Annotated in this window: 23 protein-coding genes; 5 read left to right on the top strand and 18 right to left on the bottom strand. The window is 47.0% G+C overall.

Annotation, left to right across the window (positions count from 1 at the left end; translation table 11 throughout):
• Positions 1 to 5: 5 nt before the first annotated feature.
• Positions 6 to 326, bottom strand: a complete 321-nt coding sequence (locus K2Q26_05405; protein ID MBY0314933.1) for a hypothetical protein — start codon at positions 324 to 326, stop codon at positions 6 to 8.
• 6 nt (positions 327 to 332) lie between these two features.
• Positions 333 to 1,292, bottom strand: coding sequence for a CPBP family intramembrane metalloprotease (locus K2Q26_05400; protein ID MBY0314932.1), 960 nt, complete (start codon positions 1,290 to 1,292; stop codon positions 333 to 335).
• Between the two features lie 69 nt (positions 1,293 to 1,361).
• On the opposite strand from K2Q26_05400, the gene K2Q26_05395 reads away from it, so the two are divergent.
• The 4 genes from K2Q26_05395 to hemB all read left to right on the top strand — a co-directional run bounded on the left by K2Q26_05395 (position 1,362) and on the right by hemB (position 4,689).
• Entirely contained in the window at positions 1,362 to 1,898 is a 537-nt protein-coding gene (locus K2Q26_05395) for a YbhB/YbcL family Raf kinase inhibitor-like protein (GenBank protein ID MBY0314931.1), read from the top strand.
• 191 nt (positions 1,899 to 2,089) lie between these two features.
• The gene (locus K2Q26_05390; protein MBY0314930.1) at positions 2,090 to 2,908 is read left to right on the top strand and encodes a carbonic anhydrase family protein; all 819 of its coding nucleotides are present in this window, start codon (positions 2,090 to 2,092) and stop codon (positions 2,906 to 2,908) included.
• Between the two features lie 6 nt (positions 2,909 to 2,914).
• The gene (locus K2Q26_05385) at positions 2,915 to 3,712 is read left to right on the top strand and encodes a DUF1338 domain-containing protein (GenBank protein ID MBY0314929.1); all 798 of its coding nucleotides are present in this window, start codon (positions 2,915 to 2,917) and stop codon (positions 3,710 to 3,712) included.
• A complete protein-coding gene (gene hemB / locus K2Q26_05380; GenBank protein ID MBY0314928.1) occupies positions 3,709 to 4,689 on the top strand; it encodes a porphobilinogen synthase in 981 nt (326 codons plus the stop codon). Before K2Q26_05385 ends, hemB begins: the two co-directional genes overlap by 4 nt.
• Positions 4,690 to 4,704: 15 nt before the next feature.
• On the opposite strand, the gene K2Q26_05375 is transcribed toward hemB, so the two are convergent.
• The 11 genes from K2Q26_05375 to dnaE form a co-directional block, all read right to left on the bottom strand.
• Positions 4,705 to 5,862 (bottom strand): cation:proton antiporter, encoded by a 1,158-nt coding sequence (locus K2Q26_05375; protein ID MBY0314927.1) that lies wholly within the window; start codon positions 5,860 to 5,862, stop codon positions 4,705 to 4,707.
• A gap of 151 nt (positions 5,863 to 6,013) precedes the next feature.
• Positions 6,014 to 6,697, bottom strand: coding sequence for a hypothetical protein (locus K2Q26_05370; GenBank protein MBY0314926.1), 684 nt, complete (start codon positions 6,695 to 6,697; stop codon positions 6,014 to 6,016).
• Positions 6,698 to 6,795: 98 nt separating this feature from the next.
• Positions 6,796 to 7,317, bottom strand: a complete 522-nt coding sequence (locus K2Q26_05365) for an adenine phosphoribosyltransferase (protein MBY0314925.1) — start codon at positions 7,315 to 7,317, stop codon at positions 6,796 to 6,798.
• Positions 7,318 to 7,329: 12 nt separating this feature from the next.
• Entirely contained in the window at positions 7,330 to 8,496 is a 1,167-nt protein-coding gene (locus K2Q26_05360) for a cyclic nucleotide-binding domain-containing protein (protein ID MBY0314924.1), read from the bottom strand.
• A 19-nt stretch (positions 8,497 to 8,515) separates the two neighbouring features.
• Positions 8,516 to 8,899 carry a hypothetical protein gene (locus K2Q26_05355; GenBank protein MBY0314923.1) on the bottom strand — a complete coding sequence of 128 codons (384 nt, stop codon included), beginning with the start codon at positions 8,897 to 8,899 and terminating at the stop codon, positions 8,516 to 8,518.
• Positions 8,896 to 10,065: a PQQ-binding-like beta-propeller repeat protein gene (locus tag K2Q26_05350; protein MBY0314922.1), complete on the bottom strand. Its 1,170-nt coding sequence runs from the start codon at positions 10,063 to 10,065 to the stop codon at positions 8,896 to 8,898. The genes K2Q26_05355 and K2Q26_05350 overlap by 4 nt, the downstream gene beginning before the upstream one ends.
• A complete protein-coding gene (locus tag K2Q26_05345) occupies positions 10,049 to 10,801 on the bottom strand; it encodes a hypothetical protein (protein MBY0314921.1) in 753 nt (250 codons plus the stop codon). The genes K2Q26_05350 and K2Q26_05345 overlap by 17 nt, the downstream gene beginning before the upstream one ends.
• Positions 10,798 to 11,910, bottom strand: coding sequence for a leucine dehydrogenase (locus tag K2Q26_05340; protein ID MBY0314920.1), 1,113 nt, complete (start codon positions 11,908 to 11,910; stop codon positions 10,798 to 10,800). Before K2Q26_05340 ends, K2Q26_05345 begins: the two co-directional genes overlap by 4 nt.
• Positions 11,911 to 12,107: 197 nt before the next feature.
• Positions 12,108 to 12,953 (bottom strand): hypothetical protein, encoded by an 846-nt coding sequence (locus K2Q26_05335; protein MBY0314919.1) that lies wholly within the window; start codon positions 12,951 to 12,953, stop codon positions 12,108 to 12,110.
• Positions 12,954 to 13,161: 208 nt separating this feature from the next.
• A complete protein-coding gene (locus tag K2Q26_05330) occupies positions 13,162 to 14,115 on the bottom strand; it encodes a hypothetical protein (GenBank protein MBY0314918.1) in 954 nt (317 codons plus the stop codon).
• Positions 14,051 to 17,518 carry a DNA polymerase III subunit alpha gene (gene dnaE, locus K2Q26_05325; protein MBY0314917.1) on the bottom strand — a complete coding sequence of 1,156 codons (3,468 nt, stop codon included), beginning with the start codon at positions 17,516 to 17,518 and terminating at the stop codon, positions 14,051 to 14,053. Before dnaE ends, K2Q26_05330 begins: the two co-directional genes overlap by 65 nt.
• A gap of 145 nt (positions 17,519 to 17,663) precedes the next feature.
• Between dnaE and K2Q26_05320 the strand changes: the two genes are divergently transcribed.
• Positions 17,664 to 17,984: a hypothetical protein gene (locus tag K2Q26_05320; protein ID MBY0314916.1), complete on the top strand. Its 321-nt coding sequence runs from the start codon at positions 17,664 to 17,666 to the stop codon at positions 17,982 to 17,984.
• Between the two features lie 185 nt (positions 17,985 to 18,169).
• Here the strand turns inward: K2Q26_05320 and guaA are convergent, their stop codons facing one another.
• From guaA to miaB, 5 genes are read right to left on the bottom strand one after another with little or no spacing between them, the layout of a single operon-like run.
• Positions 18,170 to 19,699 carry a glutamine-hydrolyzing GMP synthase gene (gene guaA, locus K2Q26_05315; GenBank protein ID MBY0314915.1) on the bottom strand — a complete coding sequence of 510 codons (1,530 nt, stop codon included), beginning with the start codon at positions 19,697 to 19,699 and terminating at the stop codon, positions 18,170 to 18,172.
• An 11-nt stretch (positions 19,700 to 19,710) separates the two neighbouring features.
• Complete coding sequence (gene guaB / locus K2Q26_05310) at positions 19,711 to 21,171, bottom strand: IMP dehydrogenase (GenBank protein MBY0314914.1); 1,461 nt, start codon at positions 21,169 to 21,171, stop codon at positions 19,711 to 19,713.
• Positions 21,168 to 21,698 carry a gamma carbonic anhydrase family protein gene (locus K2Q26_05305; GenBank protein ID MBY0314913.1) on the bottom strand — a complete coding sequence of 177 codons (531 nt, stop codon included), beginning with the start codon at positions 21,696 to 21,698 and terminating at the stop codon, positions 21,168 to 21,170. The genes guaB and K2Q26_05305 overlap by 4 nt, the downstream gene beginning before the upstream one ends.
• Before the next feature lies 1 nt (position 21,699).
• A complete protein-coding gene (locus K2Q26_05300; protein ID MBY0314912.1) occupies positions 21,700 to 22,209 on the bottom strand; it encodes a hypothetical protein in 510 nt (169 codons plus the stop codon).
• Entirely contained in the window at positions 22,202 to 23,509 is a 1,308-nt protein-coding gene (gene miaB / locus K2Q26_05295; protein ID MBY0314911.1) for a tRNA (N6-isopentenyl adenosine(37)-C2)-methylthiotransferase MiaB, read from the bottom strand. The genes K2Q26_05300 and miaB overlap by 8 nt, the downstream gene beginning before the upstream one ends.
• Positions 23,510 to 23,561 lie beyond the last annotated feature (52 nt).

The following is a 23,561-nucleotide window of genomic DNA, read 5'->3' as shown; positions in this document are numbered from 1 at the left end:
CCGAGCTAACTGGCTCGAGGTGGGTATTTGATCTTAATAAAAACGTTTTGGTCCGAAAGATTCGGGTAAAAGAAACAAAGCTTGTGAGGATCTACATTCAATGTAGAAACAAAATCAGGTGGGGAATAAATATCCAGGGACCATTTTCCTAGACTGCGCGCCTCTGCGTCTTCTTCGTCCTCGTGATCGAAGTCGAGCTCGCCATCCCCATCCCAATCTAAGACCACGCTAGGACTTGAAGAATTATACTGCTCTTCGAGCTCGTTGAGCGTGAACTGATTCGCGAGCAAAAAGAAATAGGAGATAAGACAAAGCCACTTGATCATCGTTCACTAGAATGACATGTTTATCAGAGGAATGTAAGCTCCTTTGCCGCGGCTTGCACCTAACTCCGCACCTATGGCGATAATATCCCACCAAAAATGCACGAAGACAGCTTCTGACATCGTCCACTGATTTTTTTGAGTGAGATAACCAAAGTAGTAACCTCCTAAAGTTTGCATGATGGGAAATGGATTATCGCTATCAATATGAGCGGCCCCAAAGAGAAGTGCCGTGATGGCATTCGACCAAAAATCGGAGGCCCCTTGATTTTTTGCATAAGGCATCATGGCCCCACGGAAAAACGCCTCTTCACTCACTCCCGCATTAAAGGAAAGACCGGTGACAAACAAAGAATCACTGCGAGAGATTTTATAGTGATGAGGATCATCGAGCGAAATGGCGGCCCCGATTAAAAGTAAGGGAAGGAATGTGGTGGGACGCAAAAGATAGTCAAAGCGGAGTGGGGCCAGCATCAAGTCCCCTGTGGTTTCTTCGTGAGTTAAAAATTCGTACTCCCCGCTTTTCTTTTTCGCCTCGACCGATGTGCGAAACGCATGGAACGCACTCACAAATCCGGCGGCCTGATACGCCTGAGAACCAAAGGTGAACCACATTTGCTTTTGGTTAAACTGCGGCTCTCCGTTTTCGCGGTCACCAAAACTGTTATTAAGTCCATTCACATCGTCCCGCAGCGAAAGAGCCGTAGCTAATCCGCCAAAACCGTAGGCCGAGTAAAGTGCGGCCGAACGATATTGACCTTCCCACCACTGACCTAATCCCGGAATAAAAATAGAAACCACCGCGGGCCATTCATAATTTCGCTCTTCATCAAATGCGCCCACCAGTCGGTAGGAAAAGAAAGGCTCTTGGCCTCGGTCTTCAATGGCAAAAGGAGTCGGAACCGGTTCTAGGGAGGAGACCTCTTTTGCTGACGCAAACAGCACAAACAAAATAAAAAATAAGTTCATTTTCTATTTATAGAAAGCAATTGAGTGAGTTACAATTCATGAATTCAATAATGGACTAAAGGAGGCCTTATGAAGATCATTTTCGTTACTCTTAGCTTACTTGCCAGCTCTTTGGCTTTTGCAAAACCTTTCACTGTCACCAGCAAAGACATTAAGGACGGTGCAACGCTTTCGAATAAACACGTATTTAATGGCATGGGTTGTACTGGAGAAAATTTATCTCCGCAGCTCGCTTGGCAAAATGCGCCTCAAGGGACAAAAAGTTTTGCAGTGACCGTGTATGATCCCGATGCGCCCACAGGAAGTGGCTGGTGGCACTGGACCCTCTTCAACTTACCCGCAAATACTAAAGAACTTCCTCAAGGTTTAACTTCAGCAAAATTACCTAAAGGTGCCGTTGAAGGTCGCACAGACTATGCGAAAGCAGGATTTGGCGGAGCTTGCCCTCCTCCTGGGGATAAACCTCATCGGTACATTGTTACGGTTTACGCATTAAAAACCGACAAAATTGATCTCGACAGCAACGCCCCCGGCGCCATGGTCGGATATTTTTTAAATCAAAACGCCATTGAAAAGGCCACGCTCACCGGTCTTTACGGTCGATAGAAAATCACGTTATCGATCCATCTGAGAGTCATCCTGAACGGAGCAAACGATCTCACTTTAAGGTCCCTTGCTCTGCCCAGGATGACTTCGCTCCCCTCCCCCCAGTCGCAGTGTGTCGCTCACCTTGAGTGATGGACAACTTCAGCTTGAAAAACAATAATTTAGTCTGCAACAACTTGAAGGAGACACCAATGATGGTTTTTCGTATTTTAGCAATTATTGCTTTATCTTATGTAATCAGCGCCTGCCGCAGTAAGCCTGCGGTTCAAGAAGAAACAACGGAGCCACCGGTGGCAGAAGCCCCAGCCGCTGCTCCCACGGCCGCCACAGCAGCGACTCCCGCCAATCCGCTTCCTTGGTCTTACGAGGGCGATAAAGGGGCGCAGTCTTGGGCCAGTATCAACCCCGACTACATTCTTTGTGGCAAAGGCAAAAATCAATCTCCGATCAATCTCAAGTGGAAAAAGCCGACGAAAAAAGGGCCACGCATGGATTTTAGCTACGGACCTTCGGCGGTTCGTGTCGAAAACCTCGGCTACACTGCGGGCGTCAATGTCACGGGCAACAATCAACTTCTTTACAAAGGCCAAGTTTACAGACTGGAAAAAATGGAGTTTCACTCTCCCAGCGAACACAACTTGAGTGGAAATTCTTTGGCCATGGAAATGCAATTGATTCACAAAGCGGTCAACGGCGATAAAATCGCGATCGTTTCGATCTTTGGAATTGAGGGGAATGAGAACTCGATGATCAACATGGTGCTTAATAAGCTCATGGAACCACCATCAGATCTTCAGATCGATCTCGCTCAGATCATCCCTCCATCTCGCACGCATTATAACTATGTCGGGTCATTGACAACTCCTCCTTGCTCCGAGGGTGTGGAGTGGATTATCTTCAACACGCCAATGGAATTATCGAGAGACCAAATCATGGCCTTCCGATCTAAATTCCCGGCCAACAATCGCCCTCTTCAGGAGAGCAAAAACCGCAAGGTGAACAACTACTAGGACTTAGTGATGACACTCGATTCGATGTTTGAAAAATTATGGCAGGACTACACGACACTTAACCCGAGTGTCGCCAAAGTTTACAAAGTTTTTACGGATCGAGGAGAGTCGGTGATCAACGATCACGTCGCCTTTCGAACTTATAACCATCCTAAAATTGGGCTTAAAAAAATGGCCCAATACTTTTTAGATCATGGTTATAGCAAAAAAGGCGACTATAGTTTTAAGGTCAAAAAACTTTACGCGGAACATTTTGAGCACAGCGATCCGGCAAAACCGAAAATTTTTATTAGTGAACTTCTCACAGAGCAGTTTTCTCCCGAACTTCAGCAAAAAGTGAATTCGATCATTGATACGATCCCTATTCAACAAGCTGAAGCCGAAGACTTTTGTGTGAGCGGAAAACCGTGGATGGTGAGCCATCATGACTATCAAAAGCTCTTAGAGGAGAGCGAGTACGCCGCATGGATGGCCGCTTTCGGATTTCGAGTGAATCATTTTACCGTACTTGTGAATGGTTTAAGGACTCTCTCAAATCTCGAAGCCGTTAACGACGCCATTACGGCCGCGGGATTTAAACTGAATACCAGCGGTGGCGTGATCAAAGGCACCGAAGAGATCGGACTTCGCCAGTCCTCGACACTGGCCGAGCCTATTGCTGTAAAGTTTAGGGATGGGACTCATCAAATCCCCGGTTGTTACTATGAGTTTGCTCAAAGATTTAAAGTGAATGGTCAACTCTACTCTGGTTTTGTCGAGCAGTCGGCCGATAAAATTTTCGAGAGCACTAACGTAAAGAGATAATTGTGTTACAACGCCCACGCCGCAATAGAAGAACCCCATCCATCCGCACCTTGGTGGGGGAAACAGAAGTTCGACCGCATAATTTTATTTATCCCGTTTTTATTGTTGAGGGAAAGGATGTCCAAAAGGAAATCTCCTCACTTCCCGGCCAGTTCCGGCACTCTGTGGATAATCTTCTTTTACTTTGTGAGAAGATCGAAAAACTAAAAATTCCCGGGATCGCCCTGTTTCCTAAAATAAACGAGTCTTTAAAAAATAAAAAGGCGTCGGAGGCTTTAAATTCTCGCGGTCTAGTGCCTCATGCCGTAAGGGAAGTTAAAAAGCATTTCCCTGAGCTTATCGTGATGACCGATATCGCGTTAGATCCGTTTTCAAGCGATGGTCACGATGGCATCGTCGAAAATGGAAAAGTTCTCAACGACGCAACCAACGACGTTCTTGCACAGATGGCCGTAGTCCATGCGGAGGCTGGTGCCGACTATGTGGGACCTTCCGACATGATGGATGGCCGAATCAAAAAAATTCGTCAACAGCTCGACGAAAATAATTTTACAGAAACCGGGATCATCGCTTACTCCGCAAAGTACGCCTCGCAATTTTACGGACCTTTTAGAGACGCATTAGATTCGGCTCCCCGAGCCGGAGATAAAAAGACCTACCAAATGGACCCCGCCAATTCTCGCGAAGCCCTGAGAGAGCTAAAGCTCGATATCAGCGAAGGTGCCGACATGGTTATGGTTAAACCGGCTCTCGCCTATCTCGATATTATCAAAATGTTTAAAACACACAGCTCGGTCCCCGTTGCGGCTTACAATGTGAGTGGTGAATACGCCATGATCAAAGCCGCCGCCGAAAAAGGACTTCTCGATGGCCCCCTGGCCACCCATGAGATGCTCACGTCCATCAAACGCGCCGGTGCCGATGTGATTTTAAGTTATTTTGCGATGGAATATTGCGAGTGGCTCAATTCGCTCTAAAGTATTATGTTACAACTACCAAGTTAGGTTTTTTTTGCGATTGTACCATTTCATCAGACTTGATGATGTGGCTCCGTGGATGACGATAGAAAGAGAAATAACCACCAAGGTCACTGAATAAATCCACCTCAACGGCTCTGAATCTGAGCTATGAACGATGGAGTAGCTCAGATAGAACATCGAGCCTATTCCTTTGAGCCCCAACCAAGAGATTATGATTTTTTGTTTGAGTGTGACGGAAGATCCTATCAAGGACAAAAAGACTGAGACGGGTCGAACCAATAAGAACGTCACCCCAGCGAAGCCAATCATCGACCAGCTCATGTCCACAGAAACAACCAGCACTCCTAAGATAATGACCGCAAACATCTCTGCGAATCTTTCGATCTGTTCCTGAAATTGAATCATCCCGTCGAGATTTGAGTCTTGATTTGTGCTATCGGTCGGCGTCTCTCGTTTTTGATTTTTGTCGAAGACGTAGCGAAAAGTAACACCGCTTGCAAACACGGCGACAAAGCCGTAACTGTCCGCTGACAGTGCTAATCCATAACTCAATCCCATAATTCCCATGGCAATAAAGTCATCAAGGATAACCGTTTCCCAGCCGGCCTTGCGAGCCCAACGAATCATTTCGGCTGAGATGAAGCCGCAAAATGAGCCAATCAACAAACCACCACTGATGGCCCAGACGAGATCTTTCCAAAACCAATGAGCTCCATAACTTCCCAACTCTCGTACGCCGGCTAAACCTAATGCTAAATAAATAATCGGAAAAGCACTACTGTCGTTGATCGCGGCTTCGCCGGTGAGAGCTTGACGTAATTTATCCGTATCCTGTTTGTCCTCCACTTGGACCGAAGACGCCAAGACAGGATCTGTGGGAGCCAGAATAGCGGCCAAAAGAAGGGCAAAACTGAAATCAAAATTAAAGAGAAGCGAAGAAAGGAGAGCCATCAACAGAACCGAGATACACATGGCCACGACGGAAAGTCGAAAAATAACTTTTGGGGATTCCTTTTTTCGATCTAATTTGAGTTTGGTGGAGGCTGCGAAAATGGAAACGATAACAACGAATTCCGTAAAATACTCAAGAAGTCTGCCCTGGGAGATGACGTCCTCATATCTTGTTCTGAAAAATAAACCCAGTATCCCACCGATGGACAAATATACCATCGGAGGTGTGATGCCGGACAATGCCGAAGGTCAGCAGCATAATCCCTAAAAAAATGTACCAAAAGTAGTGCTCTGAAAGAAATGAGGCCATGCTCAGCACTTATAACATGCGGAGCTCATTTCTCCCAATAAAAATGGAAATGAGATGAGATTAGTTAAAGAGGACGACTTCGTAGCTCGCGAGAGGTTTTTCATTGCGCATCTCTCGTAAAAGCAAACGCATACCCTTCTTCATGGCTCCAGGACGGCGCGAGAAGTAAACAAAGCCTGTTTCAGTACAGTTAAGCTTTTCCTCTTCCATACTCACGCCCCGCCAGTCATCAAAAATTTCAACCTCAATGACACTGTTCTGGGCGCACTGCCCAAAGAGAGATAAATCCGAAAAGTGACCCTCTTTCCCGACGAGTGTGGTGAGATTCTGATTAATCACAAGCTTCGCTTGGAAATCTTTATAACTAATCACCACTAAACTTTGAGCTAAGGTCTCCGCTTTTTTCTCCTCATGGAAACTACGAATTCTTAAAACGTAATCTTTCTTTTTCGAGCGATTTTCTTTAAGCGCCGCCTTAGGGAAAGTGTGGGTGAAATTGAAACCGCCGTTTTTACATTCGAAGGCTTTATAGAAATCCCCAATCTGAAGGACAACGTTCGAGTATCCTTTGATACATCGGCCCTTGATCGGAACACTTAAGTTGTCGCCGTCGATCTCGATATCGCCCGTTTCGATGACAATTTTATTTTCCTGTGCAGGGGCTTCGTTCGCCGGATCTTTATCGGAAGAAGAACAAGCTGTTAGAGTGATTAACGCGATTAAAACTAAGATGTAATTTTTCATGATCAAAGAATATCACTGGCCTTCGGCGCAGAGAACGTTTGCGAGCAGAAACTGACCAAGGTCCAGCTGTCGTCCTGAGCTCAGCGAGGGATCCGCTCTTACCGCTGTATTAAACTATAAACAGGATAGGGGAATCGGTTTCTTCCGTTTAAAAATCCGATCTCCATAAAGCAGCTTAATCCCATCACATGAGCCCCTAGCTTATCGCACAACTGAGCCGTGGCCGCTGCGGTTCCACCGGTGGCGAGCACATCGTCCACGATAAGGACTCGATCCCCCGTCTTGATACTTTGCGGAAGGATCTCTAAACAGTCTGTGCCATATTCGAGATCATAACTGACGGAAACGGTCGTTCCTGGAAGTTTTCCTTTTTTGCGAACCATGACGAACCCCGCGTTAAGATCGCGAGCCATTCCGGCCCCGAGTATAAATCCGCGAGATTCGATGGCGATGACTTTATCGATCGACAGATGTTGGACCGCTCGGGTCATGTGTTCTATAAGTCCGGAGAATAATTTCTTGTTCTCAAGAATGGGACTCATGTCTAAAAAGTTGATCCCCGGCTTGGGAAAATTAGGAACTTGTCTTATTCTTTGTTCGATATCACCAATACTAACCACAAATCCCCCTTGCTATACGAGATCGATCGCGTCTGGGAATGTAGATAACGTCTGAGTGATCTCTCCGTCAATATTCAGAATGTCGGTTTCTTCATCCGTGATCCCCATGCGCTCTTGAACAATACCCTCCATCACGACAGCGAGTGCTAAATTATTGGCCAATAAAGACATAAAATTCTCAGAATCAATACTCAAAAGGACACATTCCGTTTTGGTGATCACCGAGGCCGTGCGGGCTTTTTTGGTCAAAATGCCCATTTCACCAAAATAATGGCCACTTTTTAAACTCACTTCGGGAACTCGGTCTTTAATTAAAAGACACTCCCCGCTCATGATAAAATAAAAATTCTGACTCTGATCCCCCTGTTGGATGACCGTCTTTTGAGCCGGCGTGCGCTCCAGCCGACAGCTATTGATCATTAAGCTCATAATTTCGGCCGGAAGTGTTTTAAACAGCGGGTGGAGCTTAAGCACCTGACTCACCATTAAGCGCAGGCGAATATTTTTTTTGAGATCCTTAATCGAGTCGTCTTTTATAAAAGACGACATTTCGATTCGGACCACCAGAGAATCCTCAAGCGACATCACATCCGCCGTGCGAGGCTTTCCATCGACAGCTGCGCTTTCGCCAAAGACCGTCATTGGACCAATCGTCGCCACCGGCTTTGATAGATCTTCGGGGCGCCCGGTAAACACCCCCGCATGCCCGTTCACCAAGACAAAAGCGTCAGTTCCAATGGTGCCTTTTTTTATAATTAGATCCCCGGCCTTATATTTTTTAAGGGTCGAGGACTTCACCATATTCTTTAAGAGTGGCTCCGCGAGATCCGAGAACAAACGCACTTTGCGAAGCCATTTGATCAAGTCATCTTCGGTTTTGATTTCCACTTTAACATCATTACCCGGCCGGATGCCGGGTTTGTAATCGAGAAGTAAAAGGATGTGAGCGGAGTTCTTAAAAATATTATGTTTCGCAAGATTTCTCAAGGTCGATACAAGCTCGGTGAAATTCACCGGCAGTCCCTTGCGATGCAAAGTCATAATGATTTCGTGAATAGAATAAGATCCGTTACAGAGTTGAAGAAACCCTTCAAGAGCGGCGCTTTTGGCCTTCGCCAGAGACAACGACGTTGACGAGTTGGATTCGAGACTGAGTTGGAGATTTTCGAGTTGGCCCATAGCCACATTATGGCTGGAATTACTTTGCGGTGTCTATGACTTTGTAACCGAGCTTGAGAGCGGTTTTTACATCTTTTCGATAGATGTGATAAACATTGAGCATACCGGTGGGAGCTCCACAACTTTGGATGCGCACGAGCCCATCGTTGCGTTTTTCAGATTTGAGAATCTGTAGGCCTTTGAGCTCTTGGCTCATCGCCTCGATGGTCACACCAATTTTATAACCACACTGGAGACTTCCGTCGGATTTCGAAACCAAGACCACCTCATTCGCCATTTCCTGCTCCGACAACGTCTTACCTTCCTCTTTGGCCAATACGGGACTGCCGTCGCGGCGACATTGTCCCGTGGTACATCCCACCGCAAACACTAAAGCGAAAAAAACTAAATATTTTTGAATCATTTTTTTATACTCTTTTTAGATGATTTGATCGCCGCTACTTTTTCGGGTTTTGATTTAAATAACAGTCGATAAATATTTCCTTGATTGGACGTCACATAGAAACTGCGAGTGGACTCATCATAGGTCATCGGAGCCGAAATCCCGCGACCCGTGGAAAATGTTTCAATGATCCGATGAGTCTGCGTATCAATCACTAGGATAGGCCCCTCGCCCGTCCCGACAAAAACCCATTTCTCCAAAGCCACGGGAGCGGTAATGTTTCCGTACTTTTTATCAATGGCATATTTCTTTTTAAGTCGACCCGAATCTGAATCCAACATGACCACGGAATTATCTGTGGAGTAAATCACTGTATTGTTAACAACGAGCACCGCTTGAGAGCTCCCCCCTTCTGCCGACTGCCACAGGGTATTTCCTGTGATTTTATCCAGGCAAGAGATGGAATCGATGGCATTAGCAACAATCACGCATTTGGACGTTGTTGCAGGACGCGCATCCACGTCGTTAAATTTTTTATTATCGGACATTCTCTTTTCCCAGAGTTTTGTCCCATCGGTCGCATTGTAAGCCACAAAGTAGCCATCGCTATAACCCACGTACACTCTTCCATCCTCAAAGAGAGGCTGAGTTGATCCGCGAATAGAGATCGGATCTCGAGGAGGCCGAGACTTAATCCATATGGCCCGACCCGAATCACTCTCGAGGGCATAGAGAGAACCATTCATCGCTAAATGAAAGACATAGGTTCCTTTGACTAAAGGTGCCCCTGTCGACTCTGAGAAGATGGGGTAACTCCAGACCACTTGACCAGTTTCAGCTTGGACTTGATAGAACAAACCGTTGTTTGAACCAAAATAAAGAAAGCCTTTTTCGTCGATAAATGCACCCTCCGCTCCGTTCTTTAAGGGAATGCGCCAAATTTCGTTTCCGGTCTTTTTATTAAATCCCATGATGGCATCGGTGCCGTTTCCAGAGATCACGACGTCTTTATAGATCAAAGGGGAGATGGTCGCAGGATCTGTAAATCCCATGTACTTGTCGTTGACCGTGGAGCGCGACCAAGATCGCTCAAGCCTTACTTTGTCAGGATTTGTATTGGTCCGGTGGGCACAGCCTCCCATCAATAATGGGAGGAGCAAGAAGAATCCGTTAATTGTTCTGAGCATTTTTAGATTCATTCGAAGCTTTAGCCTTTGTCAGTTTGAGATTGAATAAAAACTTCTTCGCAGTTCGAGCCGTTAACGTGGCAGGAGTCTCGTTGATGATATCCTGATACATTTTCTCGGCGCGATCCCACTGACTGAGCTTTTCGAAGCAGACTCCTAATTTTAAACGAAGTTGTGGCTTTAAAAATGCCACAGGCTCACTGCCCATCGCTTTTTCCCAGGCTTGAGTGGCTTCGTTGCACTTATCCAGCTTTGCATAAAAATGACCGAGCTCAGAGTAGGCCGTGCCATAGAGAAAGTTGCCTTTGTCGTTAAAATCTTTAAGGCTCGAGTTTAAGATTTCAGCTCCTTTGTTCCAGTCATCATAACTCTGAGCCATTTCCGCCGCAAGAAGACCGCCTTCAACGGCAACAAGAGTTCCCTGGTTGGCTTTTACGAATCCATCCAGCTTTTCCACAAGAGCCGAATAAGCCTTTTGTGCGTCTGCTTTTTTGGGCTTAGGAGCCTCAAGCTGCGGTTTTCCTTCTTGAGGCTTTGGAAGGGTTTTCGCTAATTCCTCTGTGGCGGTTCGATATTCTTTACGAATCGTAAAGAGCTCACTCCCCAGCTTTTCGGCCTTCTCACTCTTTTTGGAATTCATAAAATGAAATCCAATCCCGCCTGCGGCAATAACCACTAACAGGATCATCAAAGGAACTGCGGACTTTTGGACGTAATGACTGAGTTGCTCGCTCATCGGAGATTAACCTCTCTTAAATTAGTGTAAAGACGAGACGTCTTACCCAAATGTTTACGTTTAAGGCCAGCCATCGTCTCGATGCGCGCGCGCGACAAGCGAACGGCTGCTTCATTCGTTGGAATATTTTCGTTCTTCGCGATTTCGAAAATCTCCAACATGCTATCAAAAATGCGTGTCGTTTTTTCGAGAGCGCGGTCCACAGAGTAGCCTTCAAGCTCCACAAAAACATTCATCAATCCGCCAGCGTTAGCGACAAAGTCCGGAGCATATAAAATACCCATTTCCTTAAGCGCGACGCCGTGCCGAGTTTCTGCGAGCTGATTGTTCGCTCCTCCCGACACAATTTTACAGCGAAGTTGTTCTAGAGATTGATCATTGATCACCGCGCCAAGGGCGCACGGTGCGAAGACTTCGCACTCGGTTTTAATAATGTCATCGGGGCCCACCAAAGTGGCCCCAAATTGTTGAGCCACGATTTTTGCCTTTTGCTCATCGATATCCGCAATCGTCAGTTCGGCCCCTTCGTCTTTAAGATATTTCACAAGGTGAGAGCCCACGTTTCCTAAGCCTTGAACGGCAATACGAACACCACGAAGGCTATCGGCATGGAGCTTCTCTTTACAACTCGCCTTGATCGCCATAAGAACGCCGTGAGCGGTATACGGTGAAGGATCGCCCGATCCCCCTAAACTTTTCGGAATTCCAGTGACCCAAGGAGTTTCGTTATAAATATACTCCATATCTTTTACTGTTGTGCCCACGTCTTCGGCAGTGATGTAGCGTCCATTTAAGGCATTGATGAATTGACCAAACGCACGAAACATTCCTTCGGTCTTATCGGTTTTTGGGTTTCCGATAATCACCGCTTTTCCACCGCCAAGGTTAAGCCCTGCCGCGGATGCTTTGTTGGTCATGCCCTCAGATAAACGTAACACGTCAATTAACGCATCTTGTTCAGTTTTATAATTCCACATTCTTGTGCCGCCGAGAGCTGGGCCCAGTGTCGTGTTGTGGATCGCGATGATCGCCTTTAGACCGACATCTTTATCGTGACAGTAAACGATTTCCTCGTGATTTCCGTGTTTGCCAATGGATTCGAAGACCATAAATCACCTTTCGACTGAGTAAAAATTCACAATGCTGTTCTTAGTATCTGGACGAGAATAATGAGGAATGCCAGGCCTTTCAAGAGAATAATTACAGGGCCAAAAGAGGCAAATCATGTCTCGGTCATTAACATATCTGATAGGATGTTGTGAGAATTTCTAAGTCGTTATTTTAGGCTGAAAGTGACGACGTCCGCCTAGTAAAATTCGACGAGGTCGTTTTCCTTAAATCCCGATCCCGAATGAATTTGTGTCACTGCGCCATCGGTGCCGAAGTAATTTGTCACTTCCACCGTGCCCTTCATTCGCCCCTTGATCTGCCCGATAAACTGACTTGTTTCGGGATCGAAAACTTCTTCTTGAGGCTCTACAATGCGCAACAGATCTCCCACCTGTAACCCAGAGAGGCGACCTGCGTTGAGATACACTTTTTCGCCCTTCACTAAAGCCACTCGCCCCTCCCAAGAGAATTTCTTGAGGGAGTCAATAAGGACCGGCACGGTCTTTTCAAAGGCAAGATAGACAACAAATCTCACGGATTCGGGATTGTCGCGGAGCTCTTTATCTGTGAAAGATTTTTCGGCGACGCGAGTGTAAGATTCTGAAGCGTCCGCCTGGCGCTCCTCCGAAGCCATCACTTTTCCGCTCCGAACCGAATAGACTTTGAGCTCAACCATGGCTTTGACATCCGCCTGCACTCTGCGAAAAACTCCGATGGAGTCGCCCTTTTTTCCCGTGCGTAAATCTTTGATGGTGCCTTCGACGATGGCATGAACACCGGAAGAGCGAAGTTTCTTTACGAGGTCTGTTATTTTATAATTATTCCCATCGCGATACTCGGAGAGCTGATGGATGCCGAGAGATTTCCAGTCCAGCACGATAACGTCATCGGTGCGTTTGACCTCATCAATAAACCGATCGCGCGCATCCTGAAGCAAAGTGTCGTTGTCGTAGGCGGAATGATTTAAAAAAGGGAGCACGATAATTCGCTTACGAAGTTCCGACCCCGGGCGCGCCGAAAACATTTCCTGCTTGGTTTTCACATTCGAACTCTTTGGATCTCCGAGAGCTCCTCTGTTTTTTGTCTGAATGGAGGCACACTGAATTAAAAATACAGATAAGATGGATAGAGGCAACCAAGAGTATTTCATATTTATTTATTGTAAATGGAGGTCGGAGATCCACCAACCGCAGGCGGAGATAACAGGACAAAAGAACGGGGAATCTTTACCGCTCTCATTAAAGCCAAAACTATTTAGGTTTTACTTTAACATCGAGGAGAACTTGTCCCGCATCAGACTGAGCGACCTGAATAAAGAATTCCTCAGGAGCAATATGCGCCAGTGCGGAACTCAGCCCTTTGGCCCCGGGACCATCGTAGTCCACGTTCCAAACCACCTGCTCCGGAGCGTGGACCTTTTCGTACATGGATCTCATCCCCGCAACATTTGTTTTTAAGATATATTTTAATCGCTGAAGCTGTGCGTGGCTCATGGGACCATTCACAACAATGTCGATCCACGCTGTTTCCGCCTGCTTCTGCTGCAAGCCCTCACCCATCGCCGTAAATGAGTCGATGAGAATATGTTTCGACGTATTTACCATATCTTGATTGCGCGGAACGAGCATATGGGCCGGCAGTTCCGAAATTCGAAGAACCTCGTGGACCCGAACCCCGTTGTGAGCCGAAAAAATTTCCAGATGGACCTTCATGCGAGTGCCCCCTTGAACAATGGGACTCTTCGACACCACAATATCTCCGGTGACAATGTAAGGGGCACGAAACGCTTTTGCGAGCTCCACCATTTGTGTGCGCGTCAGTTCTGTTTTCTTGTAAGATTCCGGTAAACTCACCTGACTTGTGAGCACCGGTGCAAAACTCACGGGCGCTTCCGCCACGGGCATATTTTTTAAAACCCATTGAGAGAGCTGATTCATTCGGCCGGTGGATTGATTCTCGGCCCACCAGTTATAGACCTCTCCCTTTTCCGAATCAAAGAAGGTCATCAGCGGAAGAACGAGAGGCTTGGCTTTGTTGCCTTTCGGTGAGGCTTGAGTTTTTTCAAGGTTCTGCGTCAGCGTGGCTTTTCGAGTTTCTGAGGGATTCGATGAAATCAGCGAAGGATTCGCTACGGCGAATTTAGAGATGCAACTGAATAAAATCAGTATGCCCCACTTCATTTTTGATGTTTTGGAAGAATTCATCAGAAAGTGCAACTCCCTTAGGTTCCAATATATCTAATACGATCGTTTTATCTAAACCTTTAAGTATCATCTCCAACGAAAGTCTAGTGTCCCCGGGATGTTCTTTGAACTTCGCGTGCAGAGTGGGGAGTTTGGACTCGATGCTCTCGTCGATCTTGAGAGTCATCTTTTGGACCTTTTTTAAAAGGTTACCGGTCATTTCCAATTTCTCGGCAATGATTTTGACCGTGTCCCCGTCTTTTTCTAGAGTGCCTGTGAGTAAAATCGGAAGATCCATTTTAATGAGCGCTTCGGCATTCGCGTACACATCCGGAAAGACGATCAACTCCACCTGCGCAGTGAGGTCTTCAAACTGCAAAAACGCCATCCGCGTCCCTTTTTTTGTGATGATCTCTCGATGAGAGGCCACCATTCCAAAAAGTCGCACTTTCTTTTTTGCCGGCCGATCTTTCAGATTTTTGATTTCGCAATCAGACCAAATGGCGGCCAGTGCGGCATAGCCCTGCAAGGGATGTCCACTGAGATAAAATCCTAACACTTCTTTTTCGAAACTGAGCTGTGCCAGGTCAGCCCACGGAGTCACTGCCGGAAGCACAATCTTGCTTGAGCTTGACGAGCTCTCTTCCATCATCGCAAAGAGAGACTCTTGTCCCACTTCGCGGTCGCGACGAGAAACTTCCGCGGCATCAAGAATGCGTTCGTACTCTTGATAGATCTGAGCGCGGTGATAACCAAAACCATCGAGAGCGCCCGCCTTAATGAGACATTCGATCACTTTTTTATTCACGCGCCGGAGATCCACGGTTTCGAAAAACTGCTCTAGGCTTTCAAACTTTTTCCCCGGCAAACCTTCTCGTGTCTCTACGATCGATTGAACTGCGGCTTCGCCGACGCCCTTGATCGCTCCTAGACTGTAGTAGATCACATCACCCTTCACGGTGAATTTATAATCCGAGTAACTGATGTGCGGAGGTTTAATTTCGGTTCCGCGGCGACGAGCTTCGCGCGTGTACTTAACGATTTTATCCGTATCGGACATCTCCGTACTTAACAGCGCAGCGAAGAACTCAACTGGATAATAGTGTTTAATCCAGGCGGTTTGCGCGGCGATCACGCAGTAGGCCGCCGAGTGAGATTTGTTAAATCCGTAGTTGGCAAACTCGGCCATTAACTCGAAGAGCTCTTCGGATTTCTTTTGATCAAAACCGTTTTTAACAGCCCCATCGACAAAACGAGAGCGCTGCTGATTCATTTCCTCAGCGATCTTTTTTCCCATGGCGCGACGAAGGAGATCGGCTTCACCTAAAGAATAAGATGCAATTTTGGAGGCAATGAGCTGAACTTGCTCTTGATAAATAATAATTCCGTAAGTTTCATTAAGAACTTCTTCAAGTTCTGGAAACAGATAATTCACCTTCGAAAGTCCATGCTTCCGTTGAGTGTACTCCGGAATCATATCCATCGGACCTGGGCGATAGAGAGCATTGATCGCCATGATGTCTTCAAAACTTGATGGCTTAATTTTTTTAAGCGCATCGGTGATCCCGTCACCTTCAAACTGGAACACTCCCGCGGAATCTCCCGCGGACATCACTTCGTAAATTTTGGGATCACTCAGAGGAATTTCCTGCGGAAGAATGGTCTTCCCACGGTTTTTCTCGATGAGCTTTAACGCATCTTTAATGTGAGTCAGAGTTTTTAAACCTAAAAAGTCGAACTTGATCAAACCGATCTTCTCGGCGTGCTTCATGTCGTACTGAAGGACGCTCTCCCCGTCCGCGCCTCGATAAAGCGGTGCGTGGGAGACCAAAGGTCCGTCGGCAATCACAACTCCGGCGGCGTGAATCCCGGCGTGGCGAACTAAGCCCTCCACTTTCATAGCGAGATCCATCAGGGTGCGCACCTGCGGATCAGCGTCCATCGACTCCCCGAGCCGAGGCTCGAGTTTAAGTGCCTCTTCTAAAGTGAGACCCAATTTGTCGGGCATCAATTTCGAGATCACGTCCACATCAGCATACGTCATTCCCAAAACTCGACCCACATCGCGAATCGCGGCCCGCGCTTGGAGTTTACCGTAGGTAATGATTTGGGACACACTCTCAAAGCCGTACTTGTCGGTCACGTATTTAATCACGTCCCCGCGGCGCTCTTGGCAAAAATCGATATCAAAATCCGGCATGCTCACACGCTCAGGATTCAAGAATCGCTCGAAGATCAGACTGTATCTCACCGGATCGAGATCGGTAATTTTTAAAGTGTAAGCGACAAGAGATCCCGCTCCCGATCCCCGTCCAGGGCCCACGGGAATATCATGCGTCTTCGCCCAGTTGATAAAATCTTGGACGATCATAAAGTAACCTAAGAAGCCCATGTTCTCGATCACATTAATTTCGTAGGTTAAACGATCATAGTACTTGGGTTTATCGGTTTCGGCGACCGCTTCACCCCGACGTTCCGCTTCCCCAAACCGGTCCTTGAGACCTTCGTGAGTGAGGCGAATCACTTCTTCTTTAAGAGTGACTCCGGGCTCCGTCTTGTAGGAAGGAAGAAAGTAAAGGGCTTTCCCTTTTTCATCTTTCAGTTTGAATTCCAGCTTACACCGATCGGCGATTTCTAATGTGCGATCACAAAGTTCAGGCTCATCCTTAAAGAGATTTCGCATCTGATCGGAAGACTTGAGATAGAACTCATCACTACCTAAGCGAAAACGAGATTCATCATGAAGTGTTTTGTTGCTTCCTATGCAAATCAAAACCTCTTGAGCGATCTGATCTTCTTTTTTGAGATAATGAACATCATTGGCCGCCACTCGCGGGATATCTAAAGTTTTGGAGGCCGATTTGTAGAAGTCGTTCACCCGATCCCAATCGGGCATATTCATTCGGCAAGATTCAAGATAAAGGCGATCGTTAAAAATCTCCTTTAAGTTTTTAAGCTTTTCTAAAGCAAGCTCTTCCCCCGACTTAATAAGAGCTAACGGAACATCTCCAAACTGCCCGCCGGTCAAGGCGATGATGTCTCCGGAGTATTGCTTTAAGAGATCGTAATCAATGCGAGGTTTATAATAAAAACCCTCTTGATACCCGATAGAACTCAAACGACACAGATTCTGATAGCCTTGGTAAGATTGAGCCAAAAGCACGATACGTGTGTGGGACGGCTTTCCGCCCTCCTTGGCCAATCGCGACCCCGGCGCTAAATAAGCGTCCATGCCCACGATCGGTTTTATCCCCGCCTTCTTACAAGCGAAATAAAACTCAATCGCTCCAAACATATTTCCATTATCGGTCATGGCCACCGCGGGCATGCCAAACGCCGCGGCCTGCTCCGCTATTTTATTAGGAATGCAGGAGGCTTCGAGAAGCGAGTATTGAGAATGGACGTGTAAATGAACGAAAGACACGGGAAGTAAACTATCACAATTTTACATCCCCTGCAGGTCTTATCTTCGCAGCGCAAGGCACCTAAATACTTAAAGCTTTGCTTAAATATCAGGCTATTTGTCGAGAGAGCTCGCTTTTCCTTGAGAAGGGGAACACACTAGAGACATGGGTACAGAAATTCAGCTTCCACCGTCGAGCCCTCAAGCTCTCGTTGCCATGGAAATTTTTAATATGATCACCGGAGTGTTGTTTTCGATTCTCGGGTATTTCATTCTCCGCGCCGGTTTTAGTTATGTGAGCACTCGTAGATACGAAGGCTTGATCCTCGTTTACGGACTCTACTTGATCTTTGAACCCATCGACGGCCGCACCCGCAAACTCACCTACAAAGACCGCGGCAACCGCATTAAATTCCTAGCGACTCTTAATTTAGCGGCTTACGTTTTATTATTCCCGATCGCCTACTACGTCTTCGCCCGCTGGTAGACACCAGCTCCTCCAAGCCACTCACTTCACTGGATTTAATTTGATTCCGCTAGGAATGGAATTCCTGTTCATTTTTTTTAAGTGAGAGTCGGTCAAGTTCCGCTTAAAAAAAGAATTATTATGTTACTCTTATCTCGCTCAAACACTTTCACTCGCCACTCATTTGACCGGACGAGCAACAGGCTCTACTCCCACTCGATGGTGCCTGGAGGCTTACTGGTGATATCGTAGACCACGCGGTTCACAGCGTGAACCTCGTTGGTGATGCGATTAGAAACTCTTTGCAGGAAATCAAAAGGGAGCTGCGTCCAATCGGCCGTCATTCCATCCACTGATGTGACAGAGCGGAGTGCGAGGACTTTACCGTAAGTTCGTGCATCACCCTGAACTCCCACGGTGTTCACGGGAAGGAGAACGCAAAAGGCCTGCCAGGTTTTATCGTAGAGACCCGACATCTTAAGTTCGTTGATAAAAATGTCGTCGCAATCACGCATGGTTTCGAGATCGGCTTCGGTGATTTCTCCTAAAATTCGAATCGACAGTCCCGGTCCTGGAAACGGATGGCGTTCTAAACTTTCTTTGGGGATGTCGAGCTCACGACCGATGGCGCGCACTTCATCCTTAAACAATTCACGGAGCGGCTCTAGTAATTTTAAATTCATTTTCTCTGGCAAACCACCGACGTTGTGGTGAGATTTAATCGTCACGTTTTCTCCGCGAAGAGAAATACTTTCGATCACGTCTGGATATAAGGTCCCTTGGGCGAGCCACTGGCACTTGAGTTTTTGTTTTTTAATATTCTCGTCGAAGACTTCGATAAATGTGCGACCGATGGCCTTCCGCTTTTGCTCGGGATCGGTCAGACCTTTTAAAGCTTTCATAAAGGTTTTCGATTCGTCGACGCCAATAACGTTAAGGCCTAATTTTTCGTAACGGGCCATCACCTCTTCGAATTCATTCTTCCGAAGCAAACCATTATTGACGAAAACACAATGAACGCGATCCGAACCAAACGTTTGCGTGCAAAGTGTAGCCACCACCGTCGAATCCACACCGCCGCTCAAGGCGCAAAGAATATGTTCGTTGGGTCCTACTTTTTTAAGCATGTCTTGCTTGATCTGCTCGACGATGCCCGGCGCTTTCCAGTTAGGTTTGGCTTTACAAAGCTCAAATACAAAATGCTTCAGCAGATCGGCCCCGTGCTGAGTGTGAGACACTTCGGGATGAAACTGCACGGCCATACAAGATTTCGATATCATTGCCGCGGGATGATTGTTATCGGAATGCGCGACAATTTCAAATCCAGGAGGCGGAACTTTCACCACATCGCCGTGGCTCATCCATACCGTTTGATCTTTCGGGACCGTTGGGGCGATGGCGGTTTTCCAATGAACTGTTTTTAAACCGTACTCCCGCACTTTGGCTGTCTCAACGATACCGCCTAAGCTTTTGGCCATGAGCTGCATGCCGTAACAAATTCCTAAAAGTGGAGCGAGTTCCATCAGCGGTTTTACGTCTCGCAAAGGCGCTTTTTTGTCATTCACGGATTGAGGTCCACCACTTAAAATAATTCCGCCAGGCTTTTTCTTCTGTAGCTCTTCTAAAGAAATATCAAACGGAACGATTTCTGAAAACACTTGAAACTCGCGCAAACGACGCGCGATCAATTGTGTCACTTGCGAACCAAAATCTAAAATTACAAAACCACCTGTCACGGCTAGATCTCCTACTCTAATCTATAATTTGGGGCTTCTTTAGTGATCGCCACATCATGAACATGGGATTCTTTATAAGCCTGAGTACTGATACGAACAAATTTAGCACGCTCTTGTAATGCCTCGATGCTCGCGGCTCCGACGTAACCCATACCTGAGCGTACACCGCCCACTAGTTGATGAACAATTCCACTGGTCGATCCTCGGTAAGGAACGCGTCCTTCGATTCCTTCTGGAACTAATTTATCGCCATCTTCTACATCGGCTTGGAAGTAACGATCCCGAGAGCCTTTCTTCATGGCTCCGAGACTTCCCATGCCCCGATAGGTTTTATAGGTACGACCCTGATAGATCACCATCTCACCGGGACTCTCATCGGCGCCAGCTAAAAGATTTCCGATCATGACGGAGTTTGCACCCAAGGCTAAGGCCTTGGCCACATCTCCAGAGTACTTAATCCCACCATCAGCAATAATGGTCTTTTTCATTTTTTTAGCGACGAGAGCGCAATCACGAACGGCAGACGCTTGAGGCATCCCTACTCCCGCCACAACACGAGTGGTACAGATACTTCCAGGACCCACTCCGACCTTCACCACATCGGTTTTACGTTTAAATAATTCCTCGGTGGCTTCGGGAGTGACCACATTGCCCGCGACCAAAATAATGTCGGGATAGTTCGAAGCCACCCAATCGACCATCGTTAGAACATTCTTCGAATGACCGTGGGCCGTGTCCACTGCGATCACGTCCACGCCTTGAGCCGCAAGAGCCGCAATGCGATCCCGAGAGGTCGCATCAATGCCTACAGCGGCTCCCACCAATAGGCGACCTTTGGAATCTTTAGTCGCTTGAGGAAAGGCACTGGATTTTTCGATATCTTTAATTGTGATGAGACCGGCAAGATCTCCGTTGGGACTTGTCACCGGGAGTTTTTCGATGCGATGTTTTTGTAAAATCGTTTTCGCCTCTTGAAGAGTAATTCCTTGTGGCGCAGTCACTAGACCTTCTTTGGTCATTAAATTTGAGATGGGCTGACTGAGATTTTTTTCAAAACGCAAATCGCGATTGGTGAGAATCCCCACCAGTTTTTTATTCACAACAATCGGCACTCCACTGATGCCGTACTTCTGCATGACTTCTAAAGCGCGACTCACCGGAAGATCAGGAGCAAGGACGATCGGATCCGTGATCATTCCGCTTTCGTACTTTTTGACCTTTTCGACTTCGAAGGCCTGCTCTTCGATGGTCATATTTTTATGAATAAATCCTAAACCACCCAGTTGCGCCAGAACTCGCGCCATTTTGTGCTCGGTCACGGTGTCCATCGCCGCCGAAATCACCGGAGTGTTCAGATATACATTTCGAGCGAAAAAGCTTCGCGTTTGAACTTCACTCGGAACCACTTCCGAAAACTGAGGAACTAGCAGAAGATCATCATAAGTGAGAGCGGTGTCTTCAAAGTGCATCATGATTTAGACTCCTTTGCGGTGGTGTACCAGGATTTATAGAGCATGTAGTTTTTTGAGGATTGAGGAAGAAAAGCGAGCTCTTCGGGAGTGAGCGGGCGAATGGCCTTGGCCGGTCGACCCAAATAAAGCCATCCCTCTTTGGTTTTTGTGTTCTCGGTGAGGAGAGCGCCGGCTCCGATCATGGTGCGGGGAGCGACTTCGCACATATCCATAACAATGGCACCCATACCGATAAAACTTTCGTCATGCAGCTCACACCCGTGAAGGATGGCCGAGTGACCAACCGTTACGCGATCATGCACGCGTGTCCCGCACTTTTTGTAAGTGCCGTGGACCGCAGTGTTGTCTTGAATGTTACTTTCTTTTCCGATTTTGATGGGAAAAACATCCCCGCGAAGAACAACTCCGTACCAGATCGAACTGTTGTCGCCGATCTCTACATCTCCAATAATTTGGGCAGTGCTGGCTAGGAATGAACTCGGGGAAATGATAATTTCCTTACCGTCGAGTTGAATGAGGTGAGCCATGTCACATTAAATACTTTTGCGAGCTTTCTGTCCACTGTTGATTCATTAAAATCGAATGATTTTTTTGATCTTCGGCTCCAGAAACCTTGGTCTCCTGTATATACGATCTTGTGGCATAAAAAGGCAATTCCGCCTCGATAGCGACCCCTAATACGTGCTCTAAATCTTTTTCAATAAAGCGACTCTCGCCATTTCGAACATAGAAAAGTTTCACGATATGTTGGCCACCCACCTGCCGAGAAAACACACAGCGCTTAAACTCAATCTTTTCGTCTCCAAGAATTTCGTTGCGCAAAAAAGTCAATGAACGCTTCCACAAAGATTGCATATGGACCGCGCCCAACAATTCTACGGCCTGAATAGGATATCTCAAAGGCAGAACCACTTGCTCCTTGGCGTTCTCCAACAGGAAGACAAAATGAGAACCTTCAAAGACTAAACCCTTAGGATGAAGTTCCATCCACTCATGTTCACAAAAAATAGGAGCCATAATTTTTTTAGATTTAGACAAGTTCGCCCTCCATTAAAACCGGTCGAGCCTTCCCGATTTTCACATTTACAAGATCACCGACTTTGTGGTTCTGAATATCAAATTTCACCGGGCGGTTGTGAGTGGTCCGACCGAAGGCTCGCCCTTCGTTGTTTTCTTCGATGAGCACTTCGAGCACCTGGCCCGAGGACTCGGCCGCAAGCTCAAGCGCAATGGGTTTCTGCGCATTGAATAATCGGTCGAGCCGCGCTGATTTTTCTTCGTCTGACAAATGATCAGGCCATTGCGCCGCCTTGGTAAACGGGCGTGGGCTGTATTTAAAAGCGTAGATGTTGTCGTATCGCACCTGTTGAATCATCGTCATCGTATCTTCAAACTGCGCTTCGGTTTCCCCAGGAAATCCAACAATGATATCGGTTGACAGGGTCACTCCCGGAATCGCTTGGCGAATCATCTCAACTTTTTTGAGGTAGCCTTCGCGTGTATACCCGCGATTCATACGATCGAGGACTTCAGAATTTCCAGACTGAGCCGGCAGATGGATGTAGTCACAGATCTTGGAGCGATACTGAGCACTAATATCCACGAGCTCTTGATCGAAGTCCTTGGGATGAGACGTCGTGTAACGGATTCGCAAAATATCCGTGTCGGTTGCTACAGTTTTGAGGAGTTGACCAAAATTTGCTCCGCACTCGGATTTGTAAGAATTGACGTTCTGACCGAGCAGAGTCACTTCTTTCACTCCGCGAGCCGTTAAGGAATTGATATCCGAGATGAGCTCCGAAAGTTTGCGACTGCGCTCCCGTCCACGGGTGTAGGGCACCACGCAAAACGTGCAGAAGTTATCACAACCCTTAGTGATATTCACAAACGTCGAAACACCAGGATTTCTCACTAAAGTTTCAATTTGATAAGGCTTTGAGTTTTCGAAACGAGCGGAGACAAACTTTTCTTCGCTACTGTAGGCGCGCTCGACAAGGTCAGGTAGGAGATCAATGGCATCTGTTCCAAAAACGAAATCGATGAGATGGTTTTTATCTTTATCGAGAAGATTCTTTTTTTCTTGTTGGGCCACGCAGCCGCCCACGCCGATTTTTAAGCGCGGGTTTTTGTCCTTCATCTTGCGATAGCGACCCACTTCCGAGGAGACCTTATGAACGGGCTTCTCGCGCACGCTGCAGGAATTGATGATGATCAGTTCGGCCTGCTCTGGTGTCGCCACAGGCACGTAATTCTGCATTTCCAACAAAGAGTACATGCGTTCGGTGTCATTGACGTTCATCTGACAGCCGTATGTTGAAATAAATACACCTTTTTCCATCGAATTCCTTAAAACTGAGGGCGCCTTCTTAGCGAGGCGTGACAAATTGCGC

This window comes from Bdellovibrionales bacterium (assembly GCA_019750295.1).
Classification (GTDB): domain Bacteria; phylum Bdellovibrionota; class Bdellovibrionia; order Bdellovibrionales; family JAGQZY01; genus JAIEOS01.
Note: the sequence above shows the minus strand (reverse complement) of the source record. Positions and strands in the feature narration are given on the sequence as shown.

Excerpts from the sequence above, each read along its gene's own strand:
- K2Q26_05345 (MBY0314921.1), bottom strand. The coding sequence starts at position 10,801 with ATGAGCGAGCAACTCAGTCATTACGTCCAAAAGTCCGCAGTTCCTTTG.
- K2Q26_05375 (MBY0314927.1), bottom strand. The coding sequence starts at position 5,862 with ATGGTATATTTGTCCATCGGTGGGATACTGGGTTTATTTTTCAGAACA.
- K2Q26_05355 (MBY0314923.1), bottom strand. The coding sequence starts at position 8,899 with ATGATTCAAAAATATTTAGTTTTTTTCGCTTTAGTGTTTGCGGTGGGA.
- K2Q26_05405 (MBY0314933.1), bottom strand. The coding sequence starts at position 326 with ATGATCAAGTGGCTTTGTCTTATCTCCTATTTCTTTTTGCTCGCGAAT.
- guaB (MBY0314914.1), bottom strand. The coding sequence starts at position 21,171 with ATGATGCACTTTGAAGACACCGCTCTCACTTATGATGATCTTCTGCTA.
- K2Q26_05390 (MBY0314930.1), top strand. The coding sequence starts at position 2,090 with ATGATGGTTTTTCGTATTTTAGCAATTATTGCTTTATCTTATGTAATC.
- K2Q26_05340 (MBY0314920.1), bottom strand. The coding sequence starts at position 11,910 with ATGGTCTTCGAATCCATTGGCAAACACGGAAATCACGAGGAAATCGTT.
- K2Q26_05400 (MBY0314932.1), bottom strand. The coding sequence starts at position 1,292 with ATGAACTTATTTTTTATTTTGTTTGTGCTGTTTGCGTCAGCAAAAGAG.
- K2Q26_05395 (MBY0314931.1), top strand. The coding sequence starts at position 1,362 with ATGAAGATCATTTTCGTTACTCTTAGCTTACTTGCCAGCTCTTTGGCT.
- K2Q26_05330 (MBY0314918.1), bottom strand. The coding sequence starts at position 14,115 with ATGAATTCTTCCAAAACATCAAAAATGAAGTGGGGCATACTGATTTTA.
- K2Q26_05320 (MBY0314916.1), top strand. The coding sequence starts at position 17,664 with ATGGGTACAGAAATTCAGCTTCCACCGTCGAGCCCTCAAGCTCTCGTT.
- K2Q26_05370 (MBY0314926.1), bottom strand. The coding sequence starts at position 6,697 with ATGAAAAATTACATCTTAGTTTTAATCGCGTTAATCACTCTAACAGCT.
- K2Q26_05350 (MBY0314922.1), bottom strand. The coding sequence starts at position 10,065 with ATGCTCAGAACAATTAACGGATTCTTCTTGCTCCTCCCATTATTGATG.
- K2Q26_05305 (MBY0314913.1), bottom strand. The coding sequence starts at position 21,698 with ATGGCTCACCTCATTCAACTCGACGGTAAGGAAATTATCATTTCCCCG.
- miaB (MBY0314911.1), bottom strand. The coding sequence starts at position 23,509 with ATGGAAAAAGGTGTATTTATTTCAACATACGGCTGTCAGATGAACGTC.
- K2Q26_05360 (MBY0314924.1), bottom strand. The coding sequence starts at position 8,496 with ATGGGCCAACTCGAAAATCTCCAACTCAGTCTCGAATCCAACTCGTCA.